Genomic DNA, 25,960 nt, shown 5'->3' with positions numbered 1-25,960 from the left:
ACATGCGCCTTCACAACAAAACCGCCATCATCACCGGAGGCGCCCAGGGCTTTGGCGCGGGCATCGTCGACAAATTCCTCAGTGAAGGCGCCAAGGTGCTGGTGGCGGACATCAACCGCGATGCCGCCAGTGCCAAAGCCGCCGAGCATGAAAACGCCACCCCCTGCACCGTGGATGTGGCCGATGCCAGCAGCGTGCAAGGCATGATCAACACCGCGCTTGGCGCTTGGGGCCAGATCGACATTCTGGTGAACAACGCCGGGGTCACGCATCTGCCTGCCCCGATGGAGACAGTCACGGAGAGCGATTTTGACCGCGTCTTCGCGGTGAACTGCAAATCCATCTACCTGATCGCCCAGGCGCTCATCCCCCATATGAAATCCCGCGCGGCAGGTGCGATCCTCAACATCTCCTCCACCGCAGGCCTCTCTCCGCGCCCCAACCTCAACTGGTACAACGCCTCCAAAGGCTGGGTGAACACCGCCACCAAAGCCATGGCCGTCGAACTCGCCCCCCATGGCATCCGCGTCAATGCGCTCAATCCCGTGGCAGGGGAAACCCCGCTCCTGAAGTCCTTCATGGGCGAGGACACCCCTGAAATCCGCGCCAAATTCCTCTCCACCATCCCGCTTGGCCGCTTCTCCCAACCCGAAGACATGGGCAACGCCGCCGCCTTTCTGTGCTCTGATGAGGCCTCAATGATCACCGGCACGCTGATGGAGGTCGACGGCGGGCGCTGTATCTAAAGCAGTTTGCGTTTTACTGAGGTAAGCGGATCGCTTTTCGCGTTCGACCGCATGGGAGAGGCAGCGAAAAAGCGATTCAAATCAAACGCAAACTGCTAAAAGCGCCCAACAAAACATCAAACCGAACCAAATACGCCCAAAAACCAAGCAGCACACTGCGTCACACCCGCCGCGCAGGCCTCCCCTGCGTGGCCCTTCGCTGCACTGCGGCACTATCACAGGGCAACCGCCACAGCCGCCCCGGAAACAGCCACCCGTGACAGCCAAGCTCACCATCCTCATCGTGGAGCCCGACAAACATCGGGCCGAAGCCATCATCGACAGCCTGACCGAAACCGGAGACCACCACATTCGCGTGCTCTCTGAATCCACCGGCCTGGCCCGCTCTGTGGCCGAGCTGAACCCCGATCTTGTGCTGGTGGATGTGGCCAACCCCAGCCGCGACGCGATTGACGCGCTCACCCTGGCCTCCTCGCCGCTGGAGCGTCCGGTGGCGATGTTTGTGGACCGCTCAGACGACAGCCTGACAAAGGCGGCCATCGAGGCGGGCGTGTCGGCCTATGTGGTCGACGGCATGCATCCCGACCGCGTCAAACCTGTACTCGATGCCGCCATCGCCCGGTTTCACATGTTTGCCCGCATGCGCAACGAGCTCGCCGCCACCAAACGCGCCCTTGAGGAACGCAAGATCATCGACCGCGCCAAAGGCATTCTGATGCGCGCGCGCGGCCTGCCAGAAGAAGAAGCCTACGCCCTCATCCGCAAAACCGCCATGAGCCAGGGCAAGAAAATTGTCGATGTCGCCCAAGCCCTTGTGACCGCATCGGAGCTTCTGTCATGAGAACCCTGCCGCTCTCTGTGGGCTTCATGCCGCTTGTCGATGCCGCCCCGCTGATCGTCGCCCATGAGTTGGGCTTTGCCGAAGAAGAGGGCCTCTCCCTTCATCTGCAAAGCGCGCCTAGCTGGTCCACCCTGCGCGACCGGCTGGTGCTCGGACAGATCGAAGCTGCCCATATGCTCGCCCCGGTGCCTGTGGCGATGGCGCTGGGTCTGGGCGGCGTGCCCACCAAGCTCGACGCGCTCTGCGTGCTCTCGGTCAACGGTAATTCCATCGGCGTCTCCAACGCGCTGGCGGCAGAGCTCTCCGCCAAACATCCCTTGCCTGACTTTCTCGATGCCGCGCAGGCCGGTCAGGCCCTTGCCAATCTGGGCCGCACCCTGCGCGTCGGTGTGCCGTTCCCGTTTTCCATGCACGCGGAGCTTCTGCACTACTGGCTGGCCAGTTCCGGTCTCAACACGCCCGAGGCGCTGGACATGCGGATCATCCCGCCCCCGCTGATGGCCCAAGCCATTGCCGCTGATGAGATCGACGCCTTCTGCGTGGGCGAGCCTTGGGGCTCCATCACCGTGGAACAGGGCGGCGGGCGGCTTTTGCTCGCAGGGGCCGCGATCTGGAATTTCACCCCGGAAAAAGTGCTCGCCGTGCGCCGCGATTGGGCGCAGGCCGAGGATGATCTCACCGGCCGTCTGATGCGCGCGGTCTGGAAAGCGGGCCGCTGGCTCGCCGATCCGGCGAAACGCTCCACCGCCTCAGACATCCTCGCATGGCCAGAATATCTCGACGTCTCCGCCGAAATTCTCGACCGCGCGCTCAGCGGCCAGATGCTCACCCACCAAAGCGCCGCCAACCACTGCGTGCCGCGCATGCTGGAGTTCTTTGACAGCGCCGCCACCTTCCCATGGAAAAGTCAGGCCGCCTGGATCGGCACCCGCATGGCCGCCCGCTTCGGGCTGGACCGCGCCCAATCCGCCGCCACCGCAGCCTCGGTCTTCCGCTCCGACCTCTACCGCCGCCACCTCGCCCCCTTGGGCGCAGTGCTGCCTGCGGCCTCTGAAAAATGCGAAGGCGCGCTGGCGCATCCAACCGCGATGAAGGCCACCAATGGGCCGCTCACCCTTGGGCCGGATCGCTTCTTTGACGGGCGCATCTTCGACCCGGCCCACCCTGAGTGATTAAAAAATAAGCAATCACCCCGCGTCATGCGGCGACGCAGCAAGAAACCGGCGATTCGCGCTTGAGCCAACGCGCCGTGATCCGCCAAATGGTCTCAAGACGGAACAAGGGCGTTCCGTAAAATCAGCCCCCGAAGCCGGGGACACTCTGAGCAAAGCCGCTCGACCTGACACCGCACTTCCTCCCGCGGTCTCTTGGTCAGCGGCTTTTTTCGTTCCCCGCCCATCTCCTCCAACAGGGCAAACAAAAGGACAGTCTAGATGAAACGCATTGCCTCCATCCTCGCGGCCACGACCATGTTTGTGACCCCGGCCATGGCCGAACTGGAACTTGAGAAAGACGAGCTGACGTTCGGCTTCATCAAACTCACCGACATGGCGCCGCTCGCCGTGGCATATGAGCAGGGCTACTTCGATGACGAAGGCCTGTTTGTCACGCTGGAGGCACAGGCAAACTGGAAAGTTCTTCTGGACGGTGTGATCGACGGCCAACTGGACGGCGCGCATATGCTTGCAGGTCAGCCCCTCGCTGCCACCATCGGCTACGGCACCGAAGCCCACATCATCACCCCCTTCTCCATGGATCTGAACGGCAACGGCATCACCGTCTCCAACCAGATCTGGGAAGAAATGAAACCGCACGTGCCGCTGATGGACGATGGCCGCCCACAGCACCCGATCTCCGCAGCCTCGCTGAAGCCGGTGGTCGAGAAATACACCTCTGAGGGCAAGCCGTTCAACATGGGCATGGTGTTCCCGGTCTCCACCCACAACTACGAACTGCGCTACTGGCTCGCCGCCGGTGGTCTGGAGCCAGGCTACTACTCCCCTGAAAACATCACCGGCCAGATCGGCGCGGATGTTCTGCTTTCCGTCACACCGCCACCACAGATGCCGGCCACCATGGAAGCGGGCACCATCTACGGCTACTGCGTGGGCGAGCCATGGAACCAGCAGGCCGTCTTCAAAGGCATCGGTGTGCCTGTGATCACCGACTACGAACTCTGGAAGAACAACCCGGAGAAAGTCTTCGGCCTGAACGCAGAGTTTGCCGAGAAATATCCAAACACCACGCTGGCCGTGACCAAGGCCCTGATCCGCGCCGCCATGTGGCTCGATGAAAACGACAACGCCAACCGCGAAGAAGCCGTGCGCATCCTCAGCCAGCCGGAATATGTGGGCGCGGATTATGACGTGATCGCCAACTCCATGACCGGCACCTTTGAATATGAAAAAGGTGACAAGCGCGACGTGCCGGACTTCAACGTGTTCTTCCGCTACAACGCGACCTACCCGTTCTACTCTGACGCGGTCTGGTATCTGACCCAGATGCGCCGCTGGGGCCAGATTGCAGAGGCCAAGCCGGACAGCTGGTATGACGAAGTGGCGAAGTCTGTCTACAAGCCTGCGATCTACCTCGAAGCCGCCCGCCTGCTGGTGGATGAAGGTCTCGCCAACGAAGCCGACTTCCCATGGGACAGCGACGGCTACAAAGCGCCGACCCCGGCTGAGGATATCATCGACGGCATCACCTATGACGGCCGCACCCCGAACGCTTACCTCGACAGCCTGCCCATCGGTCTGAAAGGCGACCAGCGCGTCGTCGGCACCGAAGTACAGGGCTGATCGGCTCCGTCGCCGGAAGGATCGCTCCCCTTTCCGGCGACGCAACGCACGGGCGATTAAGTTTTGCCCGTGCCGCGTTTTTCCACCTACGCGAAACAGTCGCGATACCGACGCAATACCGACGTGCCATTTCGCCGTTAACCATTCACGCAACAGCGCCCCAAGCCACTCAAAGCTGCCACGCAAAGCCACGGACATATCCATGACCACAATCGACCCCCAATCCATTGCTGAGGAAGACCGCGAAGCCAAGCGCGCCCGTCTCTTCACCCGCATCAACAAGGCCGACGCTTGGTTCCAAGTCCTCGGCCTGAGCTTCATCACCCCGATCCTGAAAGCCGCCGCAGGCGACAACCCAAAGGCCCAAGCCACTGAAATCTGGCGTCTTTTGGGCGTACCGCTGCTCGCCATCTGTGTCTTTCTGGTGCTCTGGGGCAACCTCGCCCCCAAGGTGCAAACCTCCCTCGGCGCGGTGCCCGGCCCCAAAGAAGTCTGGACCGAAGCCGTCAATCTGCACGAAGACGCCCAGGCCAAGGCCGCCAAAGAAGCGAAATTCATGGAGCGCGTCGAAAAGCGCAACGCCAAGTTCATCGCCGCCGGCCAGCCGGAAAAAGTCAAAGATATCAAGTACACAGGCAGCCCCAGCTACTACGATCAAATCTGGACTTCGATCAAAACTGTGTTCTTTGGCTTCCTGATCGGCTCCGCCATTGCGATCCCTCTGGGCATCATGGCGGGCCTGTCGCTCTACGCCAACGCCGCCATCAACCCGCTGATCCAGATCTTCAAACCGGTCTCTCCGCTGGCATGGCTCCCCATCGTGACCATGGTGGTCTCCGCCACCTACACCGTGGATGACGGCCTGTTTTCCAAGAGCTTCCTGACCTCCGCGATCACCGTAACCCTTTGTTCTCTTTGGCCAACTCTGATCAACACCTCTCTGGGTGTGGCCTCCATCGACAAGGATCTGGTGAACGTCTCCAAGGTTCTGAAGATGAACACATGGACCAAAATCACCAAGCTGGTGCTGCCCTCTGCCCTGCCTCTGATCTTCACCGGCCTGCGCCTGTCGCTCGGTGTTGGCTGGATGGTTCTGATCGCCGCAGAGATGCTTGCCCAGAACCCGGGTCTCGGCAAATTTGTCTGGGATGAATTCCAAAACGGCTCCTCCAGCTCACTCGCCAAAATCATGGTCGCCGTCTTCACCATCGGCATCATCGGCTTCCTGCTCGACCGCCTGATGTACGCGATCCAGTCGCTCTTCACCTTCAGCGCAAACCGGTGAGGTCAAACAGATGAGTGTTCTGAAATTTGAAAATGTTTCCAAGAGCTTCGGGGAAGGCACCCACACCACCCATGTGCTCAAGGACATCAATCTCGAAGTGCAGGAGGGCGAGTTCCTCGTTCTCCTGGGCTTCTCCGGCACCGGCAAATCCACGTTGATCAACCTCATGGCGGGCCTTGAGATGCCCACCAAAGGCACCGTCAGCTTCAAGGGCAAACCCATCACCGGCCCCGGCCCGGAACGTGGCGTGATCTTCCAAAGCTACTCGCTGATGCCCTGGCTCACCGTGAACGGCAACGTCCGCCTCGCACTGGACAGCGTCTTCCCGAAAATGCCCAAGGCAGAAAAGGAAGAGAAGGTCGCGCATTACGTCAACATGGTGGGCCTCAGCCACGCCACCGCGCGACGCCCGGCAGAGCTTTCCGGCGGCATGCGCCAGCGTGTGAACGTCGCCCGCGCGCTGGCCATGAACCCCGAAGTTTTGCTTCTGGATGAACCCCTTAGCGCGCTTGACGCCCTCACCCGCGCCAATCTGGCGGATGAGATCGAAGCCATCTGGGACGCTGAGAAAAAGACCTGCGTGCTGATCACCAACGATGTGGACGAAGCCATCATTCTGGCCGACCGCATCATCGCGCTGAACCCTGACGGCACGCTGGGCCGCGAGTTCAAGGTGAACATCGAGCGTCGTCGTGACCGGATGGAAATGAACCACCACGAAGGTTTCAAAAAGCTGCGTGCCGAGGTGACAAAATACCTGATGGACGTGGGCATCGAAGCCAAGGCCGAAGGCTCCAGAGTGCTGCCTGACGTGACCCCGATCCACGGCGTGCCTGCGGCGGTCAAAGATGCCCAGAAGGGTATGATCGACCACAACTTCCTCGACTTCTCCCAACTGCATAAAATCTATCCCACCCCCAAAGGTCCGCTAACCGTGGTGGAGGATTTTGACCTTAAAATTCAACGCGGTGAGTTCATTTCGCTGATCGGCCACTCTGGCTGTGGCAAGTCCACAGTGCTGACCATGGCCGCCGGTCTGAACGCCATTTCCAAAGGCGGTATCCGTCTGGATGGTCGCCACGTTGAAGGCGCAGATCCGGAACGCGCCGTGGTGTTCCAATCCCCCAACCTCTTCCCTTGGCTCTCCGCCAAAGAGAACGTCGCGATTGGCGTGGACAAGGTCTACCCGAAGGCAAGTCAGGGCGAACGTCAGGACGTGGTGGAATACTATCTGGAGCGTGTTGGACTGGCAGACGCCATGGACCGCCCGGCGCACTCCATGTCCAACGGCATGAAACAACGCGTCGGCATCGCCCGCGCCTTTGCCCTCTCCCCCAAACTGCTGCTCTTGGATGAGCCTTTCGGGATGCTCGACAGTCTCACCCGCTGGGAGCTGCAGGAGGTTCTGATGGAAGTCTGGGACCGCACCAAGGTGACCGCCATCTGCGTGACCCACGATGTGGACGAAGCCATCCTTCTGGCAGACCGCGTGGTGATGATGACGAACGGCCCACAGGCCACCATCGGCAAGATCGTCGATGTGGATCTGCCCCGCCCGCGCAGCCGTCAGGCGCTGCTCGAGCACCCGGACTATTACCGTTACCGCCAGGACGTTCTTGATTTCCTTGAGGAATATGAACACGGCGCGAAACCAAAGCCCAAAGTTGCCAAAGCCATCGCTGCGGAGTGAATATGACACAGAAACTAATCATCATTGGTGCAGGCATGGCCGCGGGCCGCGCTCTTGAGCACCTGTTTGAACAAGCGCCGGACGCCTATGACGTCACCTTGTTCAACGCCGAACCACGCGGAACCTACAACCGCATCATGCTCTCTCCTGTCCTATCCGGAGACAAGAGCTTTGAAGAGATCGTCACTCATACTGCTGAGTGGTATGAGGAAAACGGCGTGACCTGCCGCTTTGGCGAGAAGGTTGTGAACATCGACCGCGCTGCCAAAACCGTGACCTCAAACACCGGCGACGTGCTGCCTTACGACAAGCTGGTCATCGCCACCGGCTCCAACCCGTTCATCATCCCGCTCCCCGGTCATGATCTGGACGGCGTGATTGCCTACCGAGATCTGGAAGACACCAACGCCATGATCGCCCTAGGCGAAAAACCGGGCGCCAAAGCTGTGGTGATCGGAGGCGGTCTGCTGGGTCTGGAAGCTGCCGCAGGTCTTGCCTTGCGCGGCGTGGATGTGACCGTGGTGCACATCATGGGCCACCTGATGGAACGCCAGCTTGATGAGGCGGCAGGTTATCTGCTGCGCAAGGCACTCGCGGACAAAGGCATCACCGTCAAATGCTCTGCCAACTCCAAGGAAATCCTTGGCGAAAACGGCAAAGTCAAAGCGCTGCTGCTGGATGACGGCAACGAATTGCCCTGTGATCTCTTGGTGATGGCAGTGGGCATCCGCCCCTCCGTCGCATTGGCCTCTGGCGCCGGACTCGCAACCGGTCGCGGCATCCACGTGGATGATCAGATGCTCACCTCTGACGAGCATATTCTCTCGCTTGGTGAATGTGTTGAGCACAACGGCGATGTCTTTGGCCTCGTGGCGCCAATCTTTGACCAAGCCAAGGTACTTGCCAAAACACTGCTCGGTGAAGAGGCCGCTTTTGTGAACAAAGAGGTGGCAACCAAACTTAAGGTCACCGGCTGCGATCTCTTCTCCGCCGGTGATTTTGCCGATGGCGAGGGGCGCGAAGACATCGTGTTCCGTGATCCGGCCCGCGGCGTCTACAAACGTCTGGTGATTGAAGAAAACCGCATCGTTGGCGCGGTGATGTACGGCGATACCGCAGACGGAAACTGGTTCTTCGGGCTGATCAAAGACCGCGAAGACATTTCTGAGATGCGCGATACGCTGATCTTTGGTCCAGCCTATCAGGGGGGCGACTCCCTGGACCCTATGGCGGCCGTTGCAGCCTTACCGGCTGACGCAGAAATCTGCGGCTGCAACGGCGTATGTAAAGGTCAGATCGTGGACGCCATCGGCAATGGCGCGACCACTTTGGAAGACGTTCGGGCAGTGACAAAGGCCTCCGGGTCCTGCGGAACCTGCACCGGGCTTGTGGAGCAAGTGCTTTCGGTCACTCTGGGTGATGATTTTGTCATGCCAGCGGCCAAATCGGTGTGCGGCTGCACCGACCTCACACATGAGGATGTGAGGCGCTTGATAAAGTCCCGCGAGTTGAAATCCCAACCGGCCGTTTGGCAGGAACTGGGGTGGAGCACGCCAAACGGTTGCCACGTGTGCCGCCCCGCGATCAACTATTACCTTCTGGCGGATTGGCCGCTGGACTATGCGGATGATCCACAAAGCCGTTTTGTGAACGAGCGCAACCACGCCAACATTCAGAAAGATGGCACTTATTCGGTGGTGCCTCGCATGTGGGGCGGGATCACCACCCCAGACGAGCTGCGCGCGATTGCAGATGCGGCGGATAAGTTTGACGTGCCAACGGTCAAAGTCACCGGTGGCCAGCGCATCGACCTGCTTGGCGTGAAGAAAGAAGACCTGCCTGCAATCTGGTTTGATCTGAACCAAGCGGGGCTGGTCTCTGGACATGCCTACTCCAAAGGCCTGCGTACGGTGAAAACCTGCGTCGGCACAGATCACTGCCGCTTTGGCACACAGGACAGCACAGGGCTTGGCATCAAGCTTGAAAAGCACCTCTGGGGATCTTGGACGCCCCATAAACTCAAGCTCGCTGTCTCTGGCTGCCCTCGCAACTGCGCGGAGGCTACGTGCAAGGACATTGGCGTGATTTGCGTGGACTCAGGTTACGAAGTGTCTGTTGCCGGTGCTGCGGGCATGGAAGTCAAAGAGACCCAACTGCTTTGCAAGGTGGCCTCCGAGGAAGACGCCATCGAGGTGATCTCTGCCATGACGCAGATCTACCGCGAGAACGCTAAATATCTGGATCGTATCTGGAAATGGGTCGACAAGGTCGGACTTGATTGGGTCAAGGAGCAGATTGTGGATGATCTGGAGAACCGAAAGGCGCTGGCCGAACGGTTCGAGATTTCCCAATCCGTCTTCCGCACCGATCCATGGGCAGAACATGCGCGTGAGAAGGCGGAAACCTATCAACCGATTGCAAACCTGACACTGGAGGCTGCGGAATGAGCTGGATCGACATTTGTGACGTGACCGACATTCCCTTGCGCGGGGCACGTATCGTCAAAACGGCCGTGGGCTGTGTTGCGGTGTTCCGCACCAACGACGCCGAGGTCTTTGCCACCTCAGATCGCTGCCCGCACAAAGGCGGCCCCCTGTCGGAAGGCATCGTGCACGGCAAGAAGGTCACATGCCCGCTGCACAACTGGGTGTTTTCCTTGGAAACCGGTGAAGCGCAGGGAGCGGACGAAGGTCAGATCGCCACCTATGCAACGCAGGTTGTTGAGGGACGTGTCTTGCTGGATGCCAGCGCGCTGACAACAGGTGTGGCTGCGGAATGAGCCAGACTGTCTGCACCACCTGCCCTTACTGCGGCACAGGCTGTGGGGTCTTGGCGACACCAACGGAGGATGGGGCGCTCGCGGTCAAGGGTGACCCTGAGCATCCCGCCAATTTCGGGCGTTTGTGCTCAAAGGGCTCTGCGTTGGGAGAAACCGTTTCCAACGAAGGGAGGCTGCTGACGCCCCTGATCGACAAAGAGGCGGCAAGCTGGGACAGCGCACTGGATCTTGTCGCGGAGAAATTCCGCAAAACCATCGCCGAGCACGGACCCGACTCCGTGGCGTTTTATGTCTCCGGTCAGTTGCTGACGGAGGATTACTACGTCGCCAACAAGCTCATCAAAGGCTACATGGGTACGGCCAATATCGACACGAATTCGCGGCTCTGCATGGCCTCGACCGTGGCAGGCCATAAGCGCGCCTTTGGCACAGACACCGTTCCTGGCACTTATGAGGACCTAGAGCTGGCGGATCTGATTATTCTGACCGGCTCAAACCTGGCGTGGTGTCACCCGGTTCTCTACCAACGGATTGCCGCCGCGAAGGCGGAACGTCCGGAGATGAAAGTGGTGGTGGTCGATCCGCGTCGCACAGCCACCTGTGACATTGCCGATCTGCATCTCGCCTTGCGCCCCGGCACAGACGTCGCCCTGTTTAACCACCTTCTTCAGAAATCCTACGAACAAGGCGTGGTAGACACGTCCTTCGTCGGGCGGCACGTTGCTGGCTTTGACAAAGCACTGGACGCGGCGAGCGGTTCATCTGTTGAGGCAACAGGCCTGTCTGCGCATGACATCGAAACTTTCGTCAAGCTCTGGCTGACAACCGAAAAAACCGTCACCGTCTTTAGCCAGGGTGTGAATCAATCAGATCACGGTACCGACAAGGTCAATGCGATCCTGAACTGTCACCTTGCCGCGGGACGCATTGGCAAACCAGGCATGGGGCCGCTTTCTGTCACCGGGCAACCCAATGCCATGGGCGGGCGTGAAGTGGGTGGTTTGGCAAACATGCTCGCGGCCCATCTCGACATCGAAAACGCCGATCATCGCGCGGTCGTGCAAAACTTCTGGCAATCGCCGACACTTCCGGAAAAAGCTGGCCTTAAGGCCGTCGATCTGTTCCGTGCGATTGGCGAGGGCAAGGTGAAGGCTCTCTGGGTGATGTGCACAAATCCCGCCGTCAGCATGCCTGATGCCAAATCGGTGCGCGCCAGCATTGCCGGATGCGACTTTGTTGTGGTCTCCGATATGTTTGGGGACACCGACACCGCCGAACTGGCGGACGTGGTGTTACCCGCGACGGGATGGGGCGAAAAGGACGGCACCGTCACCAACTCCGATCGCACAATCAGCCGCCAACGCGGCTTTCTGCCACCTGCGGGAGAGTCTCGTCATGATTGGCAGGCGATCTGCGGCGTGGCCCAACGCATGGGGTTTGCTGAGGCGTTCAATTTTGAAACACCCGCACAAATCTTCCGCGAACATGCAGCTTTGTCAGGGATTGCCGCGGCACAAGGCAAAGACTTCGACATCTCTGGCTTCACGGATTTGTCCGACGCAGGCTACAACGCTCTGCAGCCCACGCGCTGGCCGTATCCGGCAGATAAGATGTCTTCAGAGCGCCTGTTTGAACATGGTGGTTTCTTCACCCCAACGCGGCGGGCCAATATGCTTCCTGTCGCGCAACCCGCTTCACAAGAGCCATCAAGGGACGCGCCATTTCGGCTCAATACGGGGCGCATTCGCGATCAGTGGCACACAATGACCCGCACCGCACGAGCGTCGCGCCTGAACCAGCACTATGGCGAGCCGTTTCTGGAGGTACATCCAGAAGACGCGCTTGCGCTTGGTTTGAGGGCTGCAGATCTGGCGACGCTCAGCAATGCGCACGGACACTCCATCCTGCGCGTTTTGATCACGGATCGTGTGGCAAAGGGAGATGTCTTTGCTCCGATACATTGGACCGCCACAACCGCTCCAAGCGGGCGCATTTCTGATGTTGTGACGCCCAAAACAGATCCGTTTTCCGGGCAGCCCGACAGCAAGGCCGCCAAAGTGGCCATTCATCCCTTCGCGCCCAAATGGTATGGGTTTGCGGTGTCTCAGCGCGAGCTTCAGCCAAATTCAGACTACTGGGCCAAATCGCGCGTCGAAGCTGGCTGGCAATATGAGCTGGCGCATCAAGACACACCAGAGTGCTGGGAAAGCTACGCCCGTGCGCTGTTTGAGGCACCGGATGCGGAAATCTCCAGCGTTTTGGACACATCCCGTGTTTCAGCGCGCATTGCGCTTCACAAAGATGGCGTCCTGATCGGCGCTTTGTTTGTTAGTGACCGCCCCGTTTCGGTCTCCCGAGGTTTCGCAGGAAGTCAGCTGGGCACCACAAGCGAAACTGTGTTGCTTGGCCGGCCAAGCGCGGAACAACCCGATCCCGGCCCAACTGTTTGTGCGTGTTTCAGTGTAGGGGTGAACACCATTCTGAGCGCGATCGAAACGCAAAACCTGATGTCGGTCGACGCGATTGGTGTAGCGCTTTCGGCGGGCACAAACTGTGGTTCGTGCAAGCCGGAACTCGCCGCGCTGCTGCAATCGGCCCAACGGAGTGTGGCGGCGGAGTAGCCACCTTCGCGCGCCAAAAATCCACGATCTGCGGTCAACTCGAAAGGCGTTGATCGCAGGTTTTGTGGCTACAAAGCAACACTTCAGGGGCGACACTCGCCTGTTTTGCGTGCAAACGAGGGCCAAACCGGCGATACATTGCCTGACGCGCATACCTCTCTGAACTCTACAATTTTTTAAATGGCCATTTAAAATGTCGGTTTCAGCGCGCAAAAGGCCGGTTTTCGAATACCCCCCATTTCACAGAGTTCGCGGGCGTTTTGCCCCTCTAAAAACTTTGTCAGCCCTGCCACATTTTCCTTGCTTTGAGTCGCGTTCGGATCGCAGCATGTCAGAAAACGACAAAATCAGCATGGGAGTCTCCAAATGAACAACGAACTTAAGTACCTGAGCCGCCAGGCGGCGTTGGGGAAACTGTCACGCCGCACCTTCCTGGGTCGTGCTGGCGCGCTTGGTGTATCCGCTGCCGCAGCCAACACAATGATGTCCACCGCAGTTCATGCAGCAGGTCCACAAAAGGGCGGCACATTGCGCATCGGTCTGCAGGGCGGCTCCACCACGGACAGCATGGATCCCGCACTGGCGACCAACACCGTTGCCGTGAACCTGATCCGCATGTGGGGCGAGCCACTGGTTGAATTGACCGACGATGGCGGCCTGCAGGGCAAAGTCGCAGAGAGCTTTGAAGCTTCTGCCGACGCCAAGACCTGGACCTTCACCGTTCGCAACGGCATCACCTTCTCCAACGGTCAATCCGTGACCGCAGAAGATGTGGCAGCGACCATTGATCGTCACTCCGGCGAGGACACCAAATCCGGTGCGCTTGGCCTGTTACGTGACATCAAAGGCGTCCGCGCCGACGGCCGCAATGTGATCATCGAGCTCAACAATGGCAATGCCGACCTGCCGTATCTGATGAGCGACTATCACCTGATCATTCAGCCAAACGGCGGCAAGGATGCACCGGACGCAGCCATCGGCACCGGCCCCTATATCATGAAAGAGATTGATATGGGCGTCCGCTTTGTTGCGGAGAAGAACCCGAACTATTGGGGTGACCTCGGCCACGCGCAGACCATCGAAATGCTGGTGATCAATGACAACACCGCACGTGTTGCCGCGCTGCAATCCGGTCAGGTTGACATCATCGACCGTGTGCCACCGCGCACCGCGGGTCTGGTGGCACGCGCGCCAAACATCACTGTCGCCTCCACCGCAGGCCCCGGCCACTATGTGTTTATCGCGCACACAAACACTGCACCGTTTGACAACCCGGACCTGATGATGGCGCTGAAGCACGGCATCAACCGTCAGGAAATGGTCGACAAGATCCTGTTCGGCTACGGCTCTGTTGGCAACGATACGCCCATCAACGCCGCGTATCCGATGTATCAGGAAATCGAGCAGCGCGAGTATGACCCGGAGAAAGCCGCGGAATACTTCAAGAAATCCGGCCACTCCGGTCCGGTTCTCCTGCGCACCTCCGACAACTCCTTCCCCGGCGCGCCGGATGCTGCGGCTCTGTTCCAGCAGTCTCTGAAAGCTGCTGGTATCGAGCTGGAAATCAAGCGTGAGCCAAACGACGGTTACTGGTCTGAAGTCTGGAACAGCAAACCGTTCTGCACCAGTTACTGGGGTGGCCGCTCCACGCAGGATCAGATGTTCACCACAGCGTATCTGTCCACCGCGGACTGGAACGACACACGCTTCAACAACGAACAGTTTGACCAGCTGCTGATCGCCGCACGTGCGGAGCTTGACCAGACCAAGCGTAAGCAGATGTATGCAGACATGGGCACCATGGTGCGCAACGAAAGCGGCCTGATCTGCCCGATGTTCAACGACTTCATTGACGCCTACACCGACAAGCTCGGCGGCTGGGTCGAAGGCGTTGCAGGCTTCTCGCTCATGAACGGCTACGCGGCACAGCGTATGTGGGTGACCGCCTGATATGTCGCTCCTTTTGAAACTTTTGGCCCAGCGCATCGCGCTGGGCCTCCTTCTGCTCTTCCTCGTCTCGATCCTGATCTTTGCTGGCACGCTGATTTTGCCAGGGGACGTGGCACAACAAATTCTCGGTCAATCCGCTACGCCTGAGGCACTCGCCAACCTGCGCGAAGAGCTCGGCGTGAATGACCCACCCGTACAACGCTATTTTGACTGGCTCGGCGGCCTTGTCCAAGGCGACCTTGGGACCTCTTTGACCAGCGGAAAGGCCATTACAGAATCCATTGGCAGACGCCTTGGGAACACATTGTTCCTTGCGTTCTGGGCAGCCATCATTGCTGTGCCTCTCGCGATTTTGCTGGGCCTGTTGGCCGTGCGCTACCGCGAACGCTGGCCAGACAAGATGATCTCCGCTGTTACACTGGCTTCGATCTCCGTCCCTGAGTTTCTGATCGCTTATGTGGCCATCTTCTTCATTTCAGTTCGCCTGAGATGGGCGCCATCGGTGACAACGATCAACGACAGTATGAGCCTTGGTGAGAAGCTGCACACCATCAGCATTCCCATTGCCGTTCTGACCCTTGTTGTCTTGGCCCATATGATGCGCATGACCCGCGCGGCGATCCTCAATGTGATGCAATCCGCCTATATTGAGACGGCTGAGCTGAAAGGCCTGCGCATGTTCACCATCATCTGGAAACATGCCTTCCCCAACTCCATCGCGCCGGTTGTGAATGTTGTCATGCTCAACCTGGCTTACCTTGTGGTTGGCGTTGTGGTGATCGAGGTGGTCTTCACATATCCCGGCATGGGGCAATACCTGGTGGACCACGTGTCCAAACGCGACATTCCTGTGGTGCAGGCCTGCGGCTTGATTTTCGCAGCGGTCTACATCGGCATGAACATGATCGCCGACATTGTCTCCATCGTCACAAATCCGCGTTTGCGGCATCCGAAATAGGGAGGTCTCCAGATGAGAATACCCATCGCCGCCCTGATCGGGCTTTTCTTCACCGCGCTGTATTTCCTGGTGGCCATCTTCGCCCCATGGATCGCGCCTTATGGTATGGCTGAAATTGTCAGCCGAGATGTGTGGTTGCCACCTTCCAGCGAGTTCCTGCTGGGCACGGATAACCTCGGCCGCGACCTGCTGAGCCGTATGATCTACGGCGGGCGCACCACAATCTTTATCGCGACCGCAGCCACCATTCTGAGCTTCACCACGGGCTCCGTCCTCGGCTTCCTTGCCGCTGTTCTTGGTGGTTGGGCAGATCAGGCCATGAGCCGGTTTGTCGATCTGATCATGTCGATCCCATCGCTGATCTTCGCACTTGTGGTGCTGTCAGTTACACCTGTGACCGTTCCTGTTCTGATCATCGTCATGGGTCTCTTGGACTCCACGCGCGTCTATCGTTTGGCACGTGCTGTGGCCGTCGACATCAACGTCATGGACTATGTGGAAGCCGCCAAACTCCGTGGCGAGGGCCGCGGCTGGATCATCTTCCGCGAAATCCTGCCAAACGCGCTCTCCCCGCTGATCGCGGAAATGGGCCTGCGCTTTATCTTCATGGTGCTTTTCGTCTCCACGCTGTCCTTCCTTGGTCTCGGTGTGCAACCGCCGCAAGCGGACTGGGGCGGTATCGTGAAAGAGAACGCTGACGGCATCGTATATGGCATCGGCGCAGCCCTTTATCCGGCTGTGGCGATCGCCACACTCGCGATCTCCGTCAACCTCGTTGCGGACTGGATCCTGAACCGCACCACATCGCTGAAAGGAGGCCGCGGATGAGCGACAAGCTTCTAAAAGTCCAAGACCTCAAGATTGGCGCGACGGTGTACCCTCCCGGCGAAAAGCCACACGATATTGAAATCGTGCACGGGGTGAGCTTTGAGCTGGAAAAAGGCAAGGTGCTTGGCCTCATCGGAGAATCCGGTGCAGGCAAGTCCACCATTGGCCTAGCCTCTATGGCTTACGGCCGTGGCGGCGTCAAAATCACCGGTGGGGAAGTCTGGGTTAATGGCCGCGACATCCTGAAATCCGGGCACGGCGACATTCGCAGCCTGCGTGGCGGTGAGGTCACCTATGTCAGCCAATCCGCTGCAGCCTCTTTCAACCCAGCCAAACAGATCATGGATCAGGTGATTGAAGCTGCCGTGGTTCAAGGCAAGTTCTCCAAGAAGGAAGCCGAGGCGCGCGCCGTTGAACTCTTCCGCAAGCTTGGCCTGCCGGACCCGGAGAACATCGGCAATCGCTACCCCCACCAGGTTTCCGGGGGGCAGCTGCAACGCTGTATGACAGCGCTTGCGCTCTGTCCGGAGCCGGATCTGGTTGTGTTTGATGAACCAACCACCGCGTTGGATGTGACCACGCAGATCGACGTGCTTATGGCGATCAAAGAAGCCATCCGAGACACGGGCGTCGCCGCGCTTTATATCACGCACGACCTCGCGGTTGTGGCGCAGGTGAGCGACGATATCCTTGTGCTCAAGATGGGCGACATGGTCGAATATGGCCCTGTTGATCAGATCATCAACGATCCTCAAGAGGATTACACCAAAGCGCTCGTCTCGGTTCGCTCGATCGACCATCAGGAGAAAGAGGCGACCCCTGAGCCGGTACTTAAGGTTCAGAACATCACCGCGCGCTACAAAGGTACCAACTTTGACGTTCTCAAGAACATCAACGTCGAGCTTCACCCCGGCCAAACCCTCGCGGTTGTGGGGGAAAGCGGGTCCGGCAAATCGACGTTGGCCCGGGTGATCACAGGGCTTTTGCCGCCCAAAAATGGGACTATCCATTTTGCTGGCCGCGACCTGTCCCCTGACCTTGATGGGCGTTCGCGCGAAGATTTGCGTGAGCTCCAGATGATCTACCAGATGGCGGATGTCGCGATGAACCCGCGCCAAACCGTGGGGACGATCATTGGACGCCCCTTGGAGTTCTACTTCGGTCTCAAAGGCGCAGAGAAGCGCAAGCGCATCATCGAGCTTCTGGATGAGATCGAAATGGGCGAGAAGTTCATTGACCGTTATCCGGCTGAGCTTTCGGGCGGCCAGAAACAACGTGTGTGTATTGCCCGTGCTTTGGCTGCGAAGCCCAAGATGATCATCTGTGACGAGGTGACAAGCGCGCTCGATCCACTGGTGGCGGATGGCATTCTGAAGCTGCTGTTGGATCTGCAGAAGATCGAGGACGTCGCGTATCTCTTCATCACCCACGATCTGGCCACGGTGAAGGCGATCGCGGACTCGATTTCCGTGATGTATCAGGGCGAGGTTGTCAGATACGGCGGCAAGACCGACGTGTTGAGCCCGCCATTTGACGACTACACCGATCTTTTGCTGAGCTCTGTACCGGAAATGAAACTCGGCTGGCTGGAAGACGTCATAGCGCACCGCAAAATGGAAAGCGCCGGGAACTAATTCCAAACGCCAAAATGAAAAAGTTGGGCGATGTCATCAAGACGTCGCCCTTTTTTATTAGCCGGACCCAGATTGTCGCATTTGCAATAGTTCTTGAAAGCGGAACTGGCGACCGTGGACCGGACGGAAAGGGAGACTCAGATGGACCGGAAACTTTTGCTCATCATTCTGGACGGCGTGCCTTGGCGCAATTGGGAACGTCTGTTTGGCAACCTTGAAGGTTGGGTTGCAGACGGCACCGCCCAAAAGTGGAAAATGCGTTCCGTTCTGCCCTCTACCTCTGCAAGCTGTTACGCGTCGATCCATACAGGCGTTACGCCGCAGGAACACGGCTGCACAGGCAATGGCAACGTATTTCGGATCAAACAGCCAGATGTATTTGGCCAGGTGCGCAAGTCAGGTGGCGTGACCGGCGCAGTCGCGCATTCGTTCTGGTCGGAGTTCTTCAACCGGCACCCCTTCGACTATGTGCGCGATGTGGAATATGACGAGCCCGAAAGCGAAACGATCAACCATGGCCGTTTTCACTCCATGACGGGCTACGGCATGGCCAATCAGATGACACCTTCGGATGTGGATCTTTTCGCGACGCTGACGAACCTCTGCCTGAAGCGCGGCCTGAATTACGGCATGCTACACACCTGTACGCTCGACAGTATGGGGCATCGCTTCCAACACGACAGCCACGAAATGGATCACGCCTGTTTTGTGATGGACGAGATGCTTGCGCCCTTCATCCCGAAGTGGCGCGCACTTGGGTATGAGGTGATCGTGACGGCGGATCACGGACAAGATGCACGCGGGCATCACGGCGGTCGCGACCCACTGCAGCAGGAGTTCGCGCTCTACTACTTTGGAGAGGCACAAGGCCCTGAAGCGGATACGGTTATCGATCAGCTGCAGCTGGCCCCCACAATCCTGTCGCGCCTTGGCGCTGAGATCCCGGAGACCATGAGGGCTGCCCCATTCCTAGGCTGAGGGCAGCACCGCATTAAACGCGGTCTCAAGCGCATCACAGATCAATGGGATATGGGCATCTTCCATTATGAACGGCGGTGCAAGCAGCACATGTGCCCCGTTTTGCCCATCGATTGTCCCTCCCATGGGATAGCAGATCAAACCCGCCTCAAAGGCTGCAGCCTTGAGCTTCGCCGCAATGCCAAGAGCAGGATCAAAGGGCGCCTTGGTTTCGCGATCCGCCACCACTTCAAGACCAAGGAAAAGCCCTCTGCCACGGATGTCACCGATGTTAGCGTGCTGCCCAAACCGCTCCTCAAGAGCAGCGCGCAGTTTTGCGCCCTTAGGGGCAACCTGCTGAACAATACCGTCCTCCACCAAGCGTGTGAGCACGGCATGCGACGCCGCCGCAGCGGTCGGGTGGCCATTGTAGGTGTGACCATGTTGGAAAAAACCCGAACCATCCCGGATGGTGTCATAGATTTCGGCTGAGCAGAGCATCGCACCGATGGGTTGGTAGCCGGCCCCGAGCCCTTTTGCGACCGAGCAAATGTCCGGAGTGACGTCGTCCTGCTCACATGCAAACAACGTACCGGTCCGCCCCATGCCACACATGACCTCATCCAAAATCAGCAAAACGCCGTTGGCGTCGCAAATCTCTCGGATGCGTTTGAAATAGCCCTCAACCGGCGGCACCGCGCCCGCGGTCGCGCCCACAACAGGCTCCGCGACAAAAGCCAATACTTTTTCCGCGCCTAGAGCCTCTATGGCCTCCTGAAGTTCATTGGCGACGCGTTGGCCATAGTCAAAAGCCGTTTCACCGGTTTCTTGGCCGCGATAGGCATAGCAAGGTGAAATGTGGTGGGTGTCCATCAACAGCGGCGCAAAGGGTGCGCGGCGCCATTGGTTCCCACCTGTCGCGAGCGCACCAAGCGTATTCCCATGGTAGCTCTGACGCCGGGCAATCACGTGGCGGCGGCGCCCTTCGCCCTTCTCAAACGCATATTGGCGCGCGAGCTTCAGCGCGCTTTCCATCGCCTCAGAACCACCTGAAACGAGGTATACGCGATCCAGCCCTTCAGGCGCGTTCGCCACGAGCTTTTCTGCCAGAGCTTCCGCCGGTTCTGAGGTGAAGAAACCAGTGTGTGCGAAGGCGACAGTATCCACCTGAGCCTTTATCGCCTCTGTCACAGCTGGATCAGAATGGCCAAGACAAGAGACAGCCGCTCCACCGGACCCATCGAAATAGGCTTTACCCGTGGTGTCATACAAAAATGGCCCCTCACCTCGTGCCACTGTGGGCAAGGTTTTCTTTGAGTGCCGGGGAAAAACAAAACTCATGAGACTGTGACCTCTTTCAAAAGCGGGCGGCCCAAAGCCTGCGCCGCATCTACTGCGCGGCGAACGTTCTCCGCGTTGTCTTCCGCCAACGTGCCATCAGGGCGTTGGATGTTGTTTTCAAAACCGATGCGTATGTGCCCGCCAAGCTTGATCGCAGCTTCGGCAACCGCATGTTCATTTTGCCCAAAAGCACACACCGTCCAGCGATCAGCGATTTGTGCGGCACCAGCAGCAAATGGTGCCAGCTCTGCAACTTCGGCCAATCGTGGCGGGGCATAGCGACCCAGCACCAGCAGAACATCAGATTGGCTACGCTCAACCACAGCGGCGTTCTGCCAACGGGCAAGCAGTTCCAGATCTTTCCTGTCGTACAAAATGTGCTGGACCTGAACGCCTGCTTCTCTGACAAAAGCATAAACCCTGGGGGCCAGTTCCATATCACGCGACATTTCCCGTACCGACACACTCGCGGCCTGCGGAACCAACTCTTGCAACGCAGAAAACTGCTCTTCGACATTGTACTTGCCGGCAGCTTCCGTCGTCACTTGAATGCCCAAATCGGGCGCCGTCTCAGCAATTGCAGAAATCGCCTCACGATAGCGGCAGGCATCAAGAGAATGGGCACCGCTGTCATCGCGGACGTGGAGATGAATCTCGTCAGCGCCCGCATCTGCACACTTTTTAGCCGTTTTGGAAATTTGATCTGTTGTAATTGGCAGCTGTGGATGATCTATCCGTCCGCGCCGGGCTCCGTTGGGGGCGACGGTTATCTTTAGCGGCGCCATTGTCTGCCAGTTCAAGGTTTCTTCAGGCAAATGCACAGTCATGAGGTCTCTCGTTTTGCTTCACGCTCACGGATCGCAACGCATGAAACAAATGTTCCAATTGTTGACATCCGTTAAAACAACTGCATAACCTGAGTCAATAGGAGGGACACGTGAGCAACGCCAACCGTCTTCAAGAGCGGGTTGCTGAAAGCTATGCTGGCTTAAGCGTCAAGCTTAAGGCTGCGGCTGATTACGTCGTGCACAATCAGATGGAAGTCGCCACGCGCTCTCTCAGATCAGTATCGGCGGCAAGCGGCGTCTCGCCTGCCACGCTTTCACGGCTGGCCCGAAGCCTCAGCTTTGACAGCTATGAAGACATGCGCGAGCTGTGCCGCGAAACGGTGGGAGAGCGCTCCTTGTCTTTTGCGGATCGCGCTGAGCAGCTCACAAGCGATCCTCAGCCCGACCAATCCATGCTCGACCGGCAGGCCGCTGCTTGCGGGCTGAACATCTCAAAACTCAGAGAAGAGCTGAACCAAGATCGGTTGAAAGCTGCCGTTGGTGCACTAAAAAACGCCAGAGGCGTTGTTTTGTTTGGTGCCTTTGGCTCGACCGGGATCGTCGAGTACATGGCTTATTTGGCCAACTATTTCACCACCAACTGGACCCTTGCCGGGCGCATGGGCGCTTCTCTTGGCGCAGCGTTGTCCACACTGGCAAAAGAAGATGTTCTCCTCATAGTCACCAAAACGCCTTACGCCAAAAAAGCGGTGCGCGCGGCGGAATCCGCCCGTGCTTCGGGCGCGACGGTCATCGTTATCAGCGACAGCCACGCCTGTCCCGCGATTGAGTTTGCAACTTTTCCCTTTATTGTTCCGTCAGATAGTCCACAATTCTTCTCGTCCTATGCTGCGACTCTGTCTCTATTGGAGACCATGATTGCCATGTTGGTCGCACAGTCAGGCGAAGACGCAAGCCGCCGTATCCGCGACGTAGAACGCCGGAACCAAAGCTTGGGCGAATTCTGGAACGACTGACCACAACAACACTAGAATTACTCAAACCATCATCAACTAGGGAGCCTAAGATGATTTCGAAACTTAAACTGGCGGGCGCCGCCATTATTGCCTCCATGGGCATCTCCGCGGGTGCATCCGCACAGGAGTTTATCTCCATCGGCACAGGCGGCGTGACCGGCGTCTATTACCCAACTGGCGGCGCGATCTGCCGTCTGGTGAACAAGGGCCGCAAAGAGCACGGCATCCGCTGTGCCGTGGAATCCACCGGTGGTTCTGTTTACAATATCAACACCATCAAGGCCGGTGAGCTTGAGTTCGGTGTTGCGCAATCTGACTGGCAGCACCACGCCTATAACGGCACTTCCAAGTTCGCAGACAACCCATTCCCTGATGTGCGCGCGGTGTTCTCTGTACACCCAGAGCCGTTCAGCGTGATTGCACGCTCTGATGCGGGCGTGAACAGCTTTGCGGATCTTAAAGGCAAGCGCGTAAACGTGGGCAACCCAGGTTCCGGCCAGCGCGCCACCATGGAAGTTGTGATGGAAGCCTATGGCTTCACCATGGACGACTTTGCTCTCGCAACCGAATACAAAGGTTCTGAGATGGCAAAGCAGCTGTGTGACGGCAACATCGACGCGATGATCTACACCATCGGTCACCCTGCCGCGGCCATCAAAGAAGCCACGACCACTTGTGATGCGAACCTCGTGAACGTGACCGGCCCGGAAATCGACAAACTGGTTGCCGATAACCCGTTCTACCGCGTCGCAACCATCCCAGGTGGCATGTACAAAGGCACCGATGGCGACACCACAACCTTTGGCGTGGGCGCAACCTTCGTGACCTCCGCAAACATCTCTGACGATGTTGTCTATGTGGTGGCGAAGTCTGTGATGGAAAACATCGAAGACTTCCGCAAGCTGCACCCGGCGTTTGCCAACCTTGACCCCAAAGAAATGGTTAGCGACGGCCTGAGCGCACCAATCCACCCAGGTGCGGAAAAAGCATACAAAGAACTCGGCCTGAAATAACTCGGGTTCAAATCTCTAAAAAACTACAAATGCGCCCCAGAAATGAGGGCGCATTTGGCCAAGGGCTAGACGAGGACAAAAATGGTTCAGGACCCCAATAAAGATGGCGCGGCTTCCGCCGATGCTATGGTCGCAGAAGTCGACACCGGCGCGCGCAATGCCACGGGTTTTCAAGGAAAACTCATCATCGCGATCTGTATCATCTGGTCGTTGTTTCAGCTCTATATCGCGTCCAAACTCCCCGGCACGCTCGCCCAACTCACCGGGCTTTCTGATTTTGCGAATGTGGTCAGCCAAGCGCGCTATATCCACCTCGCTTTTGCGATGTCACTGGCCATTCTGGCCTTTCCGATGTTTAGAACATCGCCACGTGACCGCATCCCGCTTTATGACTGGCTGCTCCTGATCATCGGCGTAAGCGCCTGTCTTTACCTCGTCTTCTTCCGCTACCAGATCGCGGATCGTCCCGGCCTTTGGACCAGCACAGACATCACCATGTCCGCTCTTGGCATGATCGTTTTGATGATCTGCGTGTATCGCTCGCTTGGCCTGCCACTTGTGATCATAGCTGGGGCCTTTGTGCTCTTTGCCTTCTTTGGCGGCAACTCCGAATGGGTGCGCGAGATCACCAACTATGGGGGCGCCTCGCTGTCCAAGGCGCTTGGCCACTACTGGATGCAGACCGAAGGTGTCTTTGGTGTCGCATTGGGTGTCTCCACCACAATGATCTTCCTCTTTGTGCTTTTTGGCGCATTGCTGGATCGCGCAGGGGGCGGCAATTGGTTCATCAAGGTGGCCATTGCCCTCCTTGGCGCGCTGCGCGGCGGCCCGGCCAAAGCCTCGGTTCTCAGCTCCATGATGACCGGCATGATCTCCGGCAGCTCGATTGCGAACACCGTCACCACCGGCACATTCACCATCCCACTCATGAAGCGTATTGGCTTCCCTGCTGAGAAAGCCGGCGCGGTTGAAGTGGCCTCTTCGACCAATGGTCAGCTGACCCCGCCTGTCATGGGGGCCGCAGCCTTCCTGATGGTTGAATATGTGAACATCCCCTACATCGACGTGGTCAAACACGCCTTCTTGCCTGCGGTGATCTCATACATCGCGCTGCTCTACATCGTGCATCTCGAAGCGCTGAAAATGCAGATGCAGGGTCTGAAGAAGGCCGGTCGTCACATCGGACCGATCATGATCCTCGTGTTGTTCCTGACCGGCTTCATCGGCCTTGGCGCGATCACTTTCGCAATGATCGGGATCCGCAATGTCTTGGAGCCAATGGTGGGCGACAGCATCTATATCGCGGTCGCACTGGTTGCCGTGATGTATCTTGGTTTGCTCTATGTGGCGTCAAAATATCCAGACATCGCAATGGATGATCCAAACGCCCCATTGGCGGCCCCTCGCCTGACACCAACACTTTTGGGTGGGGCTTACTACGCGCTGCCAATTTTCATTCTGGTTTGGAACCTGATGGTGAAAACCGAGAACCTGGATCGCTTGTCTCCGGCGCTCTCGGCCTTCTGGGCGACGATCTTTATGATCATCGTGGCGGTGACACATCGCCCAATCAAAGCGTTCTTCCGCGGCGAAACGGCCGTGAACGCCGCTTTCAGCCAAGGCTGGAACGATTTTGTTCAAGGCCTGATCATGGGCGCACGGAACATGATCGGGATTGGCGTGGCGACCGGCGCTGCAGGCATCATCGTTGGCACCATCAGCCTCACCGGCGCACACCAAGTGATTGGTCAGGTGATTGAAGTCATCTCTGGTGGTAACCTGATCATCCTGCTGCTCCTTGTGGCGGTGCTGAGCCTGATCCTTGGCATGGGCCTGCCAACCACTGCCAACTACATTGTGGTCAGTTCTCTGATGGCACCTGTTATAGTGGGCGTTGGAGCACAAGCCGGCTTGGTTGTGCCGCTGATCGCGGTCCATATGTTTGTGTTCTACTTCGGCATTCTTGCGGACGACACACCGCCTGTGGGCCTTGCAGCCTATGCGGCGGCTGCAATCTCTCGGGGCGATCCGATCAAGACCGGTGTGCAGGGCTTTGCCTATGACATCCGGACGGCTCTCTTGCCCTTCATGTTCATCTTCAACACCGATCTTCTGCTGATTGACGTGAGCTTTGGAAAAGCCGTTCTGGTGTTCTTTATCTCGCTCATCGCGATGCTGATATTCGCGGCCGCAACCCAAGGCTATTTCATCGCCAAATCCCGAAAATGGGAAAGCGCGGCGCTGCTCTTCATCGCTTTCATGCTCTTCCGGCCAGATTTCTTCCTCGACCAAGTGTCAGAGAAGTATCAGACCATGGTTGGACCGGAAGCGGTGCAGCTGGTCGGCGAACAGCCTGAAGGCGCGCTGGTGCGCTTTAAGGTCGAAGGACCGGACTTTGACACCGGCGATAACCGCGCCACCACCGTCACGATGATCTACCCAGGCGGCGATGCGTTGACGGCGATGTCAGACGGCGGCCTGAGCGTGTTGGAGGAAGATGGTAAGCTGCTGCTCGAAGAGCCTTTCCCCGGCACGCCCTACTTTGGCCAGTTGGGCACAGAGTATGATTACTACGGCGATCAGCCTGTGGTGATCTCGCAGGTGCAAGTTGAAAACGAGCGGATGCCAAAAGAACTGTTCTTCATTCCGGCGCTACTTCTGCTTGCAGGCTTGATGATGATCCAGCGGCCACGCGCCACACAACCGGCGTTCTAA

19 protein-coding genes are annotated in these 25,960 nt (G+C 58.3%); 17 read left to right on the top strand and 2 right to left on the bottom strand.

The genetic code is table 11. From position 1 onward, the window contains the following. The first annotated feature begins 2 nt into the window (after nt 1–2). The 14 genes from J7399_RS09990 (at nt 3) to J7399_RS09925 (ending at nt 19,108) form a co-directional block, all read left to right on the top strand. A complete protein-coding gene (locus tag J7399_RS09990; protein ID WP_209085722.1) occupies nt 3–746 on the top strand; it encodes an SDR family oxidoreductase in 744 nt (247 codons plus the stop codon). A gap of 256 nt (nt 747–1,002) precedes the next feature. Next, nucleotides 1,003–1,587: an ANTAR domain-containing protein gene (locus tag J7399_RS09985; protein ID WP_209085720.1), complete on the top strand. Its 585-nt coding sequence runs from the start codon at nt 1,003–1,005 to the stop codon at nt 1,585–1,587. Further along, nucleotides 1,584–2,759 carry a CmpA/NrtA family ABC transporter substrate-binding protein gene (locus J7399_RS09980; RefSeq protein ID WP_209085718.1) on the top strand — a complete coding sequence of 392 codons (1,176 nt, stop codon included), beginning with the start codon at nt 1,584–1,586 and terminating at the stop codon, nt 2,757–2,759. Before J7399_RS09985 ends, J7399_RS09980 begins: the two co-directional genes overlap by 4 nt. A gap of 261 nt (nt 2,760–3,020) precedes the next feature. Then, the gene (locus J7399_RS09975) at nt 3,021–4,385 is read left to right on the top strand and encodes a CmpA/NrtA family ABC transporter substrate-binding protein (protein WP_209077114.1); all 1,365 of its coding nucleotides are present in this window, start codon (nt 3,021–3,023) and stop codon (nt 4,383–4,385) included. A gap of 202 nt (nt 4,386–4,587) precedes the next feature. Next, a complete protein-coding gene (locus tag J7399_RS09970) occupies nt 4,588–5,670 on the top strand; it encodes an ABC transporter permease (RefSeq protein WP_209059436.1) in 1,083 nt (360 codons plus the stop codon). Between the two features lie 10 nt (nt 5,671–5,680). Beyond that, the gene (locus J7399_RS09965) at nt 5,681–7,360 is read left to right on the top strand and encodes an ABC transporter ATP-binding protein (protein ID WP_209085716.1); all 1,680 of its coding nucleotides are present in this window, start codon (nt 5,681–5,683) and stop codon (nt 7,358–7,360) included. Between the two features lie 2 nt (nt 7,361–7,362). Beyond that, complete coding sequence (gene nirB, locus J7399_RS09960) at nt 7,363–9,807, top strand: nitrite reductase large subunit NirB (protein WP_209085715.1); 2,445 nt, start codon at nt 7,363–7,365, stop codon at nt 9,805–9,807. Further along, the gene (nirD, locus tag J7399_RS09955) at nt 9,804–10,139 is read left to right on the top strand and encodes a nitrite reductase small subunit NirD (RefSeq protein ID WP_209085714.1); all 336 of its coding nucleotides are present in this window, start codon (nt 9,804–9,806) and stop codon (nt 10,137–10,139) included. The genes nirB and nirD overlap by 4 nt, the downstream gene beginning before the upstream one ends. Beyond that, nucleotides 10,136–12,760 (top strand): nitrate reductase, encoded by a 2,625-nt coding sequence (locus tag J7399_RS09950; RefSeq protein ID WP_209085713.1) that lies wholly within the window; start codon nt 10,136–10,138, stop codon nt 12,758–12,760. The genes nirD and J7399_RS09950 overlap by 4 nt, the downstream gene beginning before the upstream one ends. Before the next feature lie 366 nt (nt 12,761–13,126). Beyond that, entirely contained in the window at nt 13,127–14,710 is a 1,584-nt protein-coding gene (locus J7399_RS09945) for an ABC transporter substrate-binding protein (protein ID WP_209077105.1), read from the top strand. 1 nt (nt 14,711) lies between these two features. After that, on the top strand, nt 14,712–15,668 hold the full coding sequence (locus J7399_RS09940; RefSeq protein ID WP_209059410.1) for an ABC transporter permease: 957 nt from the start codon (nt 14,712–14,714) through the stop codon (nt 15,666–15,668). 12 nt (nt 15,669–15,680) lie between these two features. Next, a complete protein-coding gene (locus tag J7399_RS09935; protein WP_209077103.1) occupies nt 15,681–16,496 on the top strand; it encodes an ABC transporter permease in 816 nt (271 codons plus the stop codon). Next, nucleotides 16,493–18,130 carry an ABC transporter ATP-binding protein gene (locus J7399_RS09930; RefSeq protein ID WP_209085712.1) on the top strand — a complete coding sequence of 546 codons (1,638 nt, stop codon included), beginning with the start codon at nt 16,493–16,495 and terminating at the stop codon, nt 18,128–18,130. Before J7399_RS09935 ends, J7399_RS09930 begins: the two co-directional genes overlap by 4 nt. A 141-nt stretch (nt 18,131–18,271) precedes the next feature. Continuing rightward, nucleotides 18,272–19,108 (top strand): alkaline phosphatase family protein, encoded by an 837-nt coding sequence (locus tag J7399_RS09925; protein WP_209085711.1) that lies wholly within the window; start codon nt 18,272–18,274, stop codon nt 19,106–19,108. On the opposite strand, the gene J7399_RS09920 is transcribed toward J7399_RS09925, so the two are convergent. Beyond that, nucleotides 19,100–20,428: an aspartate aminotransferase family protein gene (locus tag J7399_RS09920; protein ID WP_209085710.1), complete on the bottom strand. Its 1,329-nt coding sequence runs from the start codon at nt 20,426–20,428 to the stop codon at nt 19,100–19,102. The genes J7399_RS09925 and J7399_RS09920 overlap by 9 nt on opposite strands. Continuing rightward, complete coding sequence (locus J7399_RS09915) at nt 20,425–21,255, bottom strand: 3-keto-5-aminohexanoate cleavage protein (protein ID WP_247742823.1); 831 nt, start codon at nt 21,253–21,255, stop codon at nt 20,425–20,427. The genes J7399_RS09920 and J7399_RS09915 overlap by 4 nt, the downstream gene beginning before the upstream one ends. A 110-nt stretch (nt 21,256–21,365) precedes the next feature. Here J7399_RS09915 and J7399_RS09910 point away from each other — a divergent pair, with 110 nt between their 5' ends. The 3 genes from J7399_RS09910 (at nt 21,366) to J7399_RS09900 (ending at nt 25,960) form a co-directional block, all read left to right on the top strand. After that, nucleotides 21,366–22,232: a MurR/RpiR family transcriptional regulator gene (locus J7399_RS09910; RefSeq protein ID WP_348539452.1), complete on the top strand. Its 867-nt coding sequence runs from the start codon at nt 21,366–21,368 to the stop codon at nt 22,230–22,232. A gap of 50 nt (nt 22,233–22,282) precedes the next feature. Next, nucleotides 22,283–23,245 (top strand): TAXI family TRAP transporter solute-binding subunit, encoded by a 963-nt coding sequence (locus J7399_RS09905; protein WP_209077091.1) that lies wholly within the window; start codon nt 22,283–22,285, stop codon nt 23,243–23,245. An 81-nt stretch (nt 23,246–23,326) separates the two neighbouring features. Beyond that, nucleotides 23,327–25,960: a TRAP transporter permease gene (locus J7399_RS09900; RefSeq protein ID WP_209085709.1), complete on the top strand. Its 2,634-nt coding sequence runs from the start codon at nt 23,327–23,329 to the stop codon at nt 25,958–25,960.

The sequence above is a fragment of the Shimia sp. R9_1 genome, from assembly GCF_017743775.1.
Taxonomy (GTDB): domain Bacteria; phylum Pseudomonadota; class Alphaproteobacteria; order Rhodobacterales; family Rhodobacteraceae; genus Shimia.
This window is presented reverse-complemented; position numbering and strand designations above follow the sequence as displayed.